This is a genomic window from Bradyrhizobium sp. B124, from assembly GCF_038967635.1.
Lineage (GTDB): Bacteria > Pseudomonadota > Alphaproteobacteria > Rhizobiales > Xanthobacteraceae > Bradyrhizobium.
The window spans coordinates 47,546-60,287 of record NZ_CP152413.1 but is presented as its reverse complement, the minus strand read 5'-3'; the positions used below and the strand labels follow the sequence as shown (position 1 = coordinate 60,287).

5 protein-coding genes and 1 pseudogene are annotated in these 12,742 nt (G+C 61.0%); 2 read left to right on the top strand and 4 right to left on the bottom strand.

Going from position 1 to position 12,742, the window contains the following annotated elements; all coding sequences use genetic code 11:
- Positions 1-101: 101 nt before the first annotated feature.
- Entirely contained in the window at positions 102-989 is an 888-nt protein-coding gene (locus AAFG13_RS00205; RefSeq protein ID WP_342710757.1) for a hypothetical protein, read from the bottom strand.
- 85 nt (positions 990-1,074) lie between these two features.
- A complete protein-coding gene (locus AAFG13_RS00200; RefSeq protein WP_342713583.1) occupies positions 1,075-1,263 on the bottom strand; it encodes a hypothetical protein in 189 nt (62 codons plus the stop codon).
- 1,942 nt (positions 1,264-3,205) lie between these two features.
- On the opposite strand from AAFG13_RS00200, the gene AAFG13_RS00195 reads away from it, so the two are divergent.
- Complete coding sequence (locus tag AAFG13_RS00195; protein WP_342710756.1) at positions 3,206-5,281, top strand: hypothetical protein; 2,076 nt, start codon at positions 3,206-3,208, stop codon at positions 5,279-5,281.
- A gap of 287 nt (positions 5,282-5,568) precedes the next feature.
- Here the strand turns inward: AAFG13_RS00195 and AAFG13_RS00190 are convergent.
- Both AAFG13_RS00190 and AAFG13_RS00185 read right to left on the bottom strand, forming a co-directional pair.
- Positions 5,569-6,018, bottom strand: a pseudogene (locus AAFG13_RS00190) (DUF4347 domain-containing protein); the annotation flags it as partial.
- Between the two features lie 103 nt (positions 6,019-6,121).
- Positions 6,122-6,523 carry a hypothetical protein gene (locus tag AAFG13_RS00185; RefSeq protein WP_342710755.1) on the bottom strand — a complete coding sequence of 134 codons (402 nt, stop codon included), beginning with the start codon at positions 6,521-6,523 and terminating at the stop codon, positions 6,122-6,124.
- Between the two features lie 506 nt (positions 6,524-7,029).
- On the opposite strand from AAFG13_RS00185, the gene AAFG13_RS00180 reads away from it, so the two are divergent.
- Entirely contained in the window at positions 7,030-12,708 is a 5,679-nt protein-coding gene (locus AAFG13_RS00180; protein WP_342713524.1) for a glycosyltransferase, read from the top strand.
- Positions 12,709-12,742 lie beyond the last annotated feature (34 nt).

The following is a 12,742-nucleotide window of genomic DNA, read 5'->3' as shown; positions in this document are numbered from 1 at the left end:
AATTCTTCACTATCTCGCGGCAATCTAGACGAATTCGACAGGCCGCGACACCGAAATCCCTGCACGTGGTTGATGCGATTGCGACCCTGCCCACCGACATCTCACGCGATCGCGAACAGTTGTCGTAGCCGGGCCGGCAATTCGCCGGTGGAACCAATCGCAACACAGCTTTCCGTCCACAAATCCAGGTAACGCTCGATCGGAACGGATGTCCGCTCCGGCCAGCGGTTCAAGGCTCCCAAATCATCGAGACAGGTTGGTTTCCCTGCTTTGACGTCCTCGTAGATCTGCAGGATGCCGACCACCGCGGGTCCCCACGGAACTTCCTTTCCAGATCTAACTTCCAGCTTCGCCCGATTTGTACGGAACCACTCAGACGGTGAAAGATCGTCCGCTTTGAACTTGTCCAGCAGCGCTGAGCCATATTGACGAATGGCCCGCGCGAAACCTGCGTCTCCCGCAAATGGCGGTGATCTCTCCCAACTGCCGGCGAGCAGCCGCAGACCGCGAACCGAAAATGTCTCCACCAGTACCTCCTCGAGCCATTGTGTCGGAGGTTGCGGCTTGGCGGAGAGCTGCCAGCTGTTGCTCAAGACATGCCCAAGCTCGTGACCGAATTGATAGGCGAGTCTACACCAATCGGCATAGCCGACGTTCACGATGATGGATGCCATGTCAGGTTGATCGCTATGCAGCCAGATCGCGGGCGCACCTTCACCCTGATTTTCGATACGTAGCTTCTTGGGTTGCCGATCCGACAGCAATCGCAGTCCTGACAGATCGATTTCGCGGATCCGGGTGAGCACACGCATCACCGCGTCGTTCGGTGCTGCATGCCAATCGCCCGACAATTCGATCGGAGCACTCAGGAGGCTTTCTGTCGGAGGGATCTCGCGCCCGAAAGACCTTCTGCTCTCGACCAAGAGAGCCGCCGCACTGCCCACGAGAGCGAGGAAGCGTCGGCGGTCGATCATGGTAGTGCCAACCATCGGCTATTCCGGGCCTTGATCGGAGAGGAAGCCAGGGATGCGCGATCCATGGCTTCCTCGTTCGTCACTTCGTCAGCCGCCGACCTTAAGAGTCGTGTTTCGGCAGGTTGAGGTTGGGCCTATTTGATTGATCGAATTGACCCATCGTTCCTGCACCGCCCGGACGGCTCTGATCGAAAGCTGAGCCGCCATCTGTGTTGCCCATGCGGGACAACAGCGTCTGGGCCAAGCTCTTGATCGTCGTGAGATCGGCTTGCAACTGCTGGCCGTTCATCGAACCTCCAGCCATTGCAAGCGCCAGGTCCGCAACTGCAGCCTCCAAGCGCAGCAGCACCGGACTCAACGTTCCAACGGTCGTGTCGGAGTTGATCGTCGTGGTCAGCGATGACTGATCTTGATGACCAGTCGTTCCCGTTGCACCTGCCGAGCCTGTCGAGCCCGTCGCACCACCAGCACTCGTCGCACCGCTAGCACCAGTCGCTCCGGCGCCTCCCGTCGAGCCCGTCGCTCCGGCCGTGCCACCCGTTGGACCCGTCGGACCGGTATGACCATGGTGACGGTGACTACCGGTCGGACCCGTCGGACCACGCGGACCAGTCGAGCCGGTCGCTCCGGTCGACCCCTTCGGGCCGGTTGCACCCGTCGAGCCTGTTGCTCCGGTCGAACCGGTGGCTCCGGTCGAACCGGTGGCTCCCGTCGATCCGGTGGCGCCCGTTGAGCCCGTTGCACCCGTGGCTCCGGTCGAGCCCGTTGCTCCGGTCGCACCTGTCGAACCGGTGGCACCCGTGGCTCCGGTCGAGCCCGTTGCTCCGGTTGCACCAGGATCCCCGGTCGCTCCTGTAGCTCCCGTCGAGCCGGTGGCACCTGTGGCTCCGGTTGCGCCAGTTGCTCCCGTCGAACCGGTGGCACCCGTTACTCCGGTTGCGCCAGTAGCTCCCGTTGCTCCTGTAGAGCCGGTCGCACCTGTAGCTCCGGTCGAGCCCGTTGCTCCCGTCGAGCCGGTGGCACCCGTTGCTCCGGTTGCACCAGTCGAGCCGGTCGCTCCCGTTGCTCCGGTCGCACCCGTCGAACCGGTGGCTCCGGTCGCGCCAGTAGCTCCCGTTGCACCTGTCGAACCGGTTGCACCAGTAGCGCCGGTTGCGCCAGTTGCTCCCGTCGAACCGGTGGCACCGGTCACTCCGGTTGCGCCAGTAGCTCCCGTTGCTCCTGTCGAGCCGGTCGCACCTGTGGCTCCAGTCGAGCCCGTTGCTCCCGTTGACCCGGTGGCACCAGTAGCTCCGGTTGCCCCCGTCGAGCCGGTCGCACCCGTTGCTCCGGTCGAGCCCGTTGTACCCGTCGCTCCGGTCGAGCCCGTTGCTCCCGTTGCACCCGTCGAGCCGGTCGCGCCCGTCGCTCCGGTTGCGCCAGTGGCTCCGGTTGCACCCGTCGAACCGGTGGCACCCGTTGCTCCGGTCGAGCCCGTAGCTCCGGTTGCACCCGTCGAACCGGTGGCACCTGTCGAGCCCGTTGCTCCGGTTGCACCAGTCGAGCCGGTCGCTCCCGTTGCTCCGGTCGCACCCGTCGAACCGGTGGCTCCGGTCGCGCCAGTAGCTCCCGTTGCACCTGTCGAACCGGTGGCACCGGTCGAGCCCGTTGCTCCAGTCGAGCCGGTCGAGCCCGTCGCTCCCGTTGCACCCGTTGAACCGGTGGCACCTGTCGCTCCGGTCGAGCCCGTTGCTCCGGTTGCACCCGTCGAGCCGGTGGCACCCGTCGCTCCAGTTGCGCCAGTAGCTCCCGTTGCACCCGTCGAGCCGGTCGCGCCCGTCGAACCGGTGGCACCTGTGGCACCGGTCGAGCCCGTTGCTCCGGTTGCACCAGTCGCTCCGGTAGCTCCCGTCGCACCGCTGGCACCTGTAGCTCCAGTTGCACCGGTCGAGCCCGTGGCTCCGGTTGCGCCAGTGGCTCCCGTTGCCCCCGTCGAGCCGGTGGTGCCCGTGGCCCCGGTCGAGCCCGTTGCTCCTGTCGCACCCGTGGCGCCGGTCGATCCGGTTGCGCCGGTGCGTCCGGTTGCCCCCGTCGAACCGGTGGCGCCTGTTGAGCCCGTCGCACCCGTTGCTCCAGTACGACCAGTTGCACCAGTGTTGCCTTGCGGGCCCGTCGGACCGGTAGGCCCTGTTGGTCCGGTCGCACCCGTTGCGCCGGTACGTCCAGTCGCACCGGTCGAGCCGGTTGCGCCCGTGGCCCCGGTCGAGCCCGTTGCACCGGTGTTGCCGGTGGCACCCGTGGCGCCGGTCCGACCAGTTGCTCCCGTTGCACCCGTCGAGCCGGTCGCACCAGTTGCTCCGGTCGAGCCCGTGGCACCGGTCGAACCGGTTGCACCCGTCGCTCCGGTAGCTCCCGTCGAGCCCGTGGCACCCGTCGAGCCCGTGGCTCCGGTTGCGCCAGTCGAACCTGTGGCTCCCGTTGCGCCGGTATCACCCGTCGCACCTGTGGCTCCTGTCGCGCCGGTGTCGCCGGTTGCACCCGTGGCGCCGGTCGAGCCCGTCGCTCCGGTTGCACCGGTGTCGCCCGTTGCACCCGTGGCGCCGGTCGATCCTGTTGCGCCGGTGTCACCCGTTGCACCTGTGGCACCAGTCGAGCCTGTTGCTCCCGTTGCCCCGGTCGAACCTGTGGCTCCGGTTGCGCCGGTGTCACCCGTCGCGCCCGTGGCACCGGTCGATCCTGTAGCTCCGGTTGCGCCGGTGTCACCGGTCGCACCCGTGGCTCCGGTCGCGCCGGTGTCACCCGTTGCACCCGTGGCGCCGGTCGATCCCGTGGCTCCGGTTGCGCCGGTGTCACCCGTAGCTCCCGTTGCGCCGGTCGATCCTGTGGCTCCGGTTGCGCCGGTGTCGCCCGTTGCACCCGTCGCGCCGGTCGATCCCGTGGCGCCGGTCGAGCCCGTCGCTCCGGTTGCGCCGGTGTCACCCGTCGCGCCCGTGGCGCCGGTCGATCCTGTGGCTCCGGTTGCGCCAGTGTCGCCCGTGGCGCCGGTCGAACCTGTGGCTCCGGTTGCGCCCGTGGCGCCTGTGGCTCCGGTTGCACCGGTGTCGCCTGTTGCACCCGTGGCTCCGGTTGCGCCGGTGTCGCCTGTTGCACCCGTGGCGCCGGTCGATCCGGTGGCTCCGGTTGCACCGGTGGCACCCGTTGCACCTGTGGCACCAGTCGATCCTGTAGCTCCGGTTGCGCCGGTGTCACCGGTCGCACCCGTGGCTCCAGTCGATCCCGTGGCTCCGGTTGCGCCGGTGTCGCCTGTTGCACCGGTGGCGCCGGTCGCACCTGTGGCTCCGGTCGCGCCGGTGTCACCCGTTGCACCCGTGGCGCCAGTCGCACCCGTTGCGCCGGTGTCGCCCGTCGCACCCGTGGCGCCGGTCGCACCCGTCGAACCGGTGGCGCCAGTCGAACCTGTGGCTCCGGTTGCGCCGGTGTCGCCCGTCCCACCCGTGGCTCCCGTCGCACCTGTGGCTCCGGTCGCGCCGGTGTCACCCGTCGCGCCCGTGGCGCCGGTCGATCCTGTGGCTCCGGTTGCGCCGGTGTCGCCCGTCGCGCCTGTGGCTCCGGTTGCACCGGTGTCGCCTGTTGCACCCGTGGCTCCGGTTGCGCCGGTGTCGCCCGTTGCACCCGTGGCACCGGTCGATCCCGTCGCTCCGGTTGCGCCGGTGTCACCCGTTGCGCCCGTGGCGCCGGTCGAGCCTGTGGCACCGGTTGCGCCGGTGTCACCCGTCGCGCCCGTAGCTCCGGTCGCACCTGTGGCTCCGGTTGCGCCGGTTGATCCTGTGGCTCCGGTCGCGCCGGTGTCGCCCGTTGCACCCGTGGCGCCAGTCGAACCTGTGGCTCCGGTTGCGCCGGTACCTCCCGTAGCACCGGTCGCACCTGTGGCACCGGTTGCGCCGGTGTCACCTGTCGCACCCGTGGCGCCGGTTGCACCTGTCGAGCCGGTTGCTCCCGTTGCGCCCGTCGATCCGGTCGCGCCAGTCGCACCTGTGGCGCCGGTATTGCCCGTCGCACCCGTGGCGCCGGTTGCTCCCGTCGAGCCGGTTGCTCCCGTTGCACCCGTCGATCCGGTCGCGCCAGTAGCACCTGTCGAACCCGTGGCGCCGGTCCCACCTGTTGCGCCGCTGGCTCCCGTCGCGCCGGTTGCGCCCGTTGCTCCGGTCGGACCAGTCGCGCCCGTTGCTCCTAGTGAGGTGGAAACGCTTCCCGAAGTAAACGTATCATTGTTCGCCGTACCACCTGCCGAAAACACCCCGTTCGTGATGGTTGCAACCGAGATGTAATTATTCCCGTTGGAGTTGTAGTATACCCCGTAGGTTCCCGTTGCACTCGGAAGCAGCGTTTCAACGCTGAAGCCCGAGACGTTACCCGTGCCCGCGCCAAACCCCTTTGACGGGAGTTGGAATGAGGAAACAATTGAAAAAGTGCTAAGATCAACCACATAGAATGTGTTGTTGACTACGGGCTGACCTGAGCTTCCGATCGTACCATTGAGAGTCAAAACAGCGTCGAGCAAGCCTCCATAACTTTGCGCGCCAAGCATGGTCATCGGCGCCTCCGCCGAGCGGTCGTTGCTCCTGGAATCGAGCGTCCAATTGCCCCCGAGCGTTTCGGCACCGATGAAGGTGCTGGCCCCATGAACAACAGCGCCGGTTACATCCTCGAGCGCTTCAAGAAAACGGTCACCTTCGTCGGTGAGCGCGGTCCGACAGCTCCACAGGCGCAACTCGCCGCCTTGCTTGAGTGCTCGGCCGATCGTTGCAAGCTCACTCTTATCGCCTGCCAGCGTCGCCGACGACCATTCTCCTGAACTGAAGACCACCCGGCCCGGTGCGCCATGCGCGACAACATGGATCGCGTCCAGCCGTTCAGCGCCACTCAGCGCTTCCGCCATCTGCTTCGCCGCGGGCCTTTCGCAATCGAGTACGACCGCCCGAACCTCGGGTCGCAGATTTTCCAGCAGTGTATTCAGATCGGGGACGAATGGATCGACGAACAGAAGCTCTGACTTGTGGGCCATGAAATTGATCCTGTTTTAGCTCACAACAATTCACATCGCGCCGATCGCGGAGTGCCGCCTCGACCCAAAATCAAAATGCAGACTTCCCCGTAGCGCGGTTAAATCATCCGCTGCTCGGTCCGCCAGGTGGTGATAGATTCAGAGAACTGCGGACGGACAGGAACGGGCAAACCGTAAACTCTCCGTTCGCGTTAAAGGTGCCGATGTCGTAGGCGCTCACATAGCGCCCGACCTTCACTCGCATCTCAACCGCGTTAAAGCGATCGGACGCATCCGGCAGAATGACCTGGGAAACGATCGTCTTCGTAGCTTGGTCGACGACGAAGTAGGTGACGTTTTGGGTGGTCTCGCCTCGCGGCAACGATCCGGTCACCAGGATCTCGTTAGAGATGCCCGCAGAGAGAAGCCCTGCATACTTGGCAACGCCTAGCGCCGTTATCGGAGGTGCAATGGACGGAATGCTGTGGGAAATCGCCGACTTGTCGGCTCGACCTGACTTAACCATACGATACCACCCAACGTACGGACGAGGTCGACACCCGGAGCACGTACGTCCGGAGATCGCCCTCGAACCAACTACAAAACAGTGATTCAACCTTGGGTGGTTGTTCGCTAGATTCACTTAGGCCATCAGCAACGAACCGACGACCACATTCCAAGATTGAACGTCATTCCAAATACCCCCGCCTGAAGCGCAGACGGACCGCGAAAAATTAATTATTCTTTAAGCATAAGCAGATTGGGAAAAACAGCGCAAGAAAATTCAGAATCTAACACGACTTAAGTCAAATTATTTCATGACGAGTTCCAATAAGCAGCGAGTTGATTTCGCATTAAGGCCGACAACCTGCTGAATTTGCTGCCCGAACATTTTCAGCTAAGTTGTTAGCGCTTTCAGTGAGGTCCGCTGATGGAACCAAAGATCCGCGTCACCCTCGCGCGTCCCGCAGGTCAATTTTCATCTAATTTAAGCTTTTCGCAATTTCTTGCAGCAACCAAAAAAGTTTGGCGGTGGTAGAAAACAAACGCATTTGCCTGAACATGATCGTTAAGAACGAGATGGCAAATCTCGAGCGCTGCCTGGCGGCAGTCGCTGACCACATCAATTGTTGGGTCATCTGCGATACCGGCTCGTCCGACGGCACCCAAGACTTCATCAAGACATTCTTTGCCCGGCGCAATCTTCCGGGCGAACTCCATACAATTCCCTTCCACGATTTCGGGCAGGCCCGAAACAACGCGCTTGATCGTGCCTGCGCCTCAAAGCTTGATTTCGACTACGTCCTGTTCAACGACGCAGATATGGAGTTCATTGTCGACGACGCCGACTTTCGCAAAACCCTTACCGGCCCCGGTTACCGCCTCTTGCAGCGCGCGTCGGGGGGATTGAGCTACTGGAATACGCGATTGGTGCGGCGTGACAGCGGCTCGAGATATGTTGGAGTCACGCACGAATACGTCGACGTCCCCGGAGAGGTCACGGAATTGCAGGGCGCCTGGTATCTCGATCACGCCAGTGGAGCGAACCGCGGCGACAAATCGGAGCGGGATATTCGACTGCTCGAAGCTGCGCTCGAAAGCGAGCCCGACAACACCCGGTACTGGTTCTACCTCGCGTGGTCCTATCGAGATGCCGGCCGACACGCCGAGGCCGCTGCTACCTTTGCCAAGCGCGCGGATATGGGAGGCTGGGACGAAGAGGCGTGGATGGCACGGCTGCAGCACGCGCGCTGCCTGCGAGACCTAGGTGATGAAGACGGGTTTGTCGGCAAGGCGCTTGAAGCGTTCAAGCAACGGCCGGCACGCGCTGAGCCGCTGTACGATCTCGCACGGTACTATCGGGAACGCGGGATGCATGAGACGAGCCTCCCTTTTTCCGAGCGTGGACTTTCGATAACAACCCCTGAGAACGACATCCTTTTCATCGAAAGCGATGTTTATCAGACCGGTCTACGTGAGGAATTTTCGATTGCTGCAAACTACAGTCAGGACGCGGCTCGCTGGAATCGGGGATTCTCGATCTGCAATGGCCTAGCGCTTAACCGAGCAATTCCGGACGGTCCCCGCGACCTCGCCCGGACGAACCTGTTTTTTTACCTGCGGCCAGCGCAAACGCTCTTTGCATCTTTTTCTGCCCGGCCGGTGGATTACGATGCGTCCCAAGGCTACCGGCTGACCAATCCTTCCGTTTCGCTTCATGGAGATGACCTCTATCTCGCGCAGCGCGCGGTGAATTTTCGCTTGCTCGAAGACGGCTCATATGAAACGGACGACAATACGCCCATTCGGACGCGCAATTTCTTGCTACGGCTCAACACCCATCTTGGAGTGCAAACGGCGGCCGAGATCCTGCCGCCTGCCGACTTCCCAAAAGCCCAATTCGAAGACGTGCAAGGACTTGAGGATATCCGTCTGTTCAGTTGGAATGGTTCATTGTGGGGCAGCGCATGCGTGCGCGAGCTGAACGCTCAAGGTTGGTGCGAGCAGTTAATCGCCCGGATTGAACACCAAAGCAGCTCCGAAATTCGGCTTACTGACTGGCGCGTGGTTCGTCCTAAGGGTCCTCGACGGCACGAAAAGAACTGGATGCCACAGGCCAACGGTGCAAGTCTGCGTTTCGTCTACTCGTGCGACCCGACCAGGATCGTAAGCGACAGGGGCGATATCGTCTCAGAAAGTGTTGCTAACTTTGCCGTCGAGCATTTCCGAGGCGGAACGCAACTCGTCGAATTTGACGATGGCTGGCTCGCGCTCGTTCATGAAGTTCAGTGGCAGAGCGGTCGACGGTTCTATCAGCATCGCTTTGTCTGGTTCGATCGCGATAATGGTCTGCGCCGGCTTAGTCGCCCGTTCTATTTCAAGGACAAAGGGGTCGAATTCGCGGCTGGTCTGGCTTGGCATCCCGACGGCTGTCGCTTGCTCGTATCCTACGGGGTCGCCGACAGTGAGTCCTGGATCGCCTCGATCGATGCGGCCGAGGTCCGTGCCGCACTTGAGAGTGATCCGACGTCGTTGGCCGCGGTTTCCGCTGCACCGCCTCCCCCGCCGTCCGAGAACGCACGCAGAAATAAAGAGCCCGTGGTTAAGGAGTCTGGATTGTCACCGCGAAAGGGAAAGTCGATCGGCCTATGCATGATCGTCAAGAACGAGGCGGCGGTCATCGTCCGTTGTCTCGACAGCGTTCGACCATTGATCGACTATGTGCTGATCGAAGACACAGGATCAACCGACGGCACACAGGACATTATAAGACAGTGGCTCGACAGAAATAAACTGGCAGGCGAAGTCATCGACGAGCCTTGGCGGGATTTCGCATACAATCGATCGCATGCGCTCGCTTGCCTGCGCCGTAACCCGGACGTCGACTACGCCCTCATCGTCGACGCCGATGACGCCCTCACCATCGAGCCCAAATTTGATGTCGCTGCCTTCAAGTCCGGCATGACCGCAGACCTCTATGACGTGACCATCAACCACAATGGCATCCGTCACTATCGACCGCACATATGCAGCAATCGAAAAGAATTCTATTTCCGAGGCGTCCTGCACGAGTTCGTGGAGGCGCCGGCCGATGCCCACGGTCGGGAGACCGCCTCCGGCTTCGCGATCCAGATCGGTGGCGGCGGCGCGCGCAGCCAAGATCCCAAGAAATACCGCAAAGATGCTGCGCTTTTAGAGAGCGCGCTGCAGAACGAGACGGACCCGTTCCTCCGCTCTCGTTATACGTTCTACCTTGCTCAGAGCTATCGCGACTGCAATGAGCCGGAAAAAGCACTCACCTTCTACCTGGCCCGGGCTGAAATGGGCTTCTGGCAGGAAGAGGTCTTCATGTCCCTTTATGGTGCGGCGCGGCTTAAGGAGGCTCTTGCCCATCCTGAAGAGGACGTCATTGCGGCTTATCAGCGAGCCAGCGACTCACAGCCCGCGAGAGCTGAAGCGTTACACGGAGCCAGCCGTTATTGCCGTCTAAAGGGCCGCAACAAGCAGGGAGCTGACTTCGCTCGCCGTGGCATAGATTTGCCGATGCCTATTGGAGCGCTGTTCGCCGAAGAATGGATTTATGAATTCGGGCTCCTCGACGAATTCTCGGTTAATGCCTATTGGTCTGGCGATTATCAAGGCTGCATCGACGCCTGCACTCGCATCCTTCAAATTTCATCAATCGATGAAGGTCTGAGGAAACGCGTAGAAGACAATCTGCGTTTTGCGAAAGACCAGATTTCCGAAAAGGTTAAGCCTGCGGATGTGCCCAGGCAGCCCGGCGCAGCGCGTCTTCTTCCCAAGGTGCTGATTGCAATTCTCGCTAAAAACAAGGCTGGCCATCTGCCATTATTCCTGGAATGCATTGAGGCGCTCGACTATCCGCCGGATCGAATTGCGATTCACATCCGGACCAACAACAATCAAGATGACACCGGCCAAATTCTCCGAGACTGGCTCAAACGTGTCGGACCGCGATACTCGCACGTAGAGTTTGACGACAGCGACGTATCGGAACGCGTCCAGGACTTTGCCGACCACGAGTGGAATGCCACTCGCTTCTCCGTGCTGGGTCGAATTCGCCAGCACAGCATGAACCGGACTCTGGCCCTGGGGTGCGACTACTATCTCGTGGTCGACGTCGACAATTATCTGCGCCCCCTCACCCTACGAAGCCTCGTAGATTTGAATCGTCCGATCGTAGCGCCGCTACTCAAATGCGTAGACGGGGACAGACCGCTGTACTCAAACTACCATCAAAAGATCGACGCGAACGGATATTTTCTACCCAGCGATGAATACAACATTATCCTGAGCCGCTCCTCGCCAGGGCTCTACGAGGTACCTGTCGTCCATTGCACATATCTGGTTCGCGCAGACGCCATACCGCAACTGACCTACGATGATGGTTCGGGCCGGTATGAATATGTCATATTTTCCCATAGCGCGCGTCGCGCGGGCATTTCGCAAACGTTGGACACTCGCGAGATTTACGGATGGTTGACGTTCGCATCCGATGGGGAGGCAATTCGACCGCTGATCGCTGGAGAACTTGTAGCAAAACCCTCACAGGAGACACCGGGAAAGGAGACTGTTCCGGCTGGCAATGGAAAAAGGACGATACGATTGAAGGAATATCCAGCGAACGTATCCTTGTCTCACACGCCTTCAGATGAGTACGTCGAAAGCCGAAAGCATACACTCGTCCGGAAGCCATATCTCATGGAGACCGACGCCCTCGGCTTCATTCGCGGATCCAAGTCTTCGGATACGGCGGCTCGAACAGTGATCGTTCTCGGCGACAGCGTGGTCGAGGGCATGTATCTCGACCCCGATGAACGGTTTTGCGCCAAACTCGAGACGATTCTGCGGAGTGAGAGTGCTCTAGATGTCATAGTAAGAAACGGTGGCTACAGTGGAGCGACAACCCTCCACATGTTGAATCTGTTTCTCAACAAGATCATACCGCTCAAGCCCGACCTCGTCATTCTGATGACGGGAATTGTCGACGTCGATGTGGCGAGCCTGGGGGCTAGCTTCTGGAGTCATGACTGCTGGCTCGAGCCGATCGTTGACCTCAACACAAACAACTCGTGGCGGGACCATAGTCTGCTTCCCGCTCCGAACTTCACGGATCGTCGTCGGCTGCTAGATCTCTTTTCGCTCGCCGCTCGATCCTTTGGCATCGAGCTTTGGTTCGCGACCATTCCCCATTTGCAAGGCGAAGGGGTCAACCCAGCAGTGACCAGAACTCGCGCATCCGTCAACGAGACGACTCGCGCGGCCGCTCGTGCGGCTGGGCACACCTTGTGCGATTTAGAAGCGAAGCTGGCCAACCGCTCCGATATTTATCAGGATGAATTTCACCTAAATTCGGTCGGCGCAGAGGTCGTGGCGCGCTCGATCATTGCAGATGGCCTCGGTTCGTTCTTGCTCGCGCAGGAAGCAAGCGTTCCTGGCCGACCCAAGAAGGCCACGCAATCAACGGATGAGATTTGTGTACTCAACTTGGACCAAAGCACCAGTCGCTGGGAAAAGTTCAGAACCCGCAATGCCCACCTAGGCAGATTTAAACGAGTCTCCGCGATCGATGGGAGCAAGCTAGATCGCTCGCAACTCGAAAGACAGGGGCTAATTGCCCTCGGACTTGATTACAGTGCCGGAGCCTTGGGTTGCGCACTCTCTCACATCCAACTTTGGCAAAATGCCGCGTCTCAGGATCAACCTATGACGGTTTTCGAGGACGACGCCCTTAGCCATCCCGCGTTCGATGAGCATCGATCGGCCGTGTTGGCACGACTTCCCGCCGACTGGGACGTGATCCTATGGGGCTATGTTTACGATCCGCTTTTTCTTTGGATCGATCTCGGATTTTCAGCTGCGGAACTTCGATTTTACGATCGAACCGAACCTTTTACCTGGAGCGATACCTCGGACGGCCGACCCATTTATCGTCCCCAGCGGCTCAGACACGCCTTCGGAACGCAGGCATACTCGATTAGCCCAAGCGGAGCGAGCCGCCTCCTGAGTGCTGTGTTGCCTCTCAAGAAGCAGCTCATACCGTTTCCTGGAACACCGATCGTAATCGAGGATCAGGGGATCGATGGGGCGATGAACACCGCTTACCAAGCTATGCGCAGTTTTGTTTGTGTGCCGCCCCTCGTCGTCCAGCGCGACGAAGGTGTCAGCGACCGCTTGAAGACCAGGTAGTCGCAAATCCCATCGATGCCGCTCGGCCATTGAG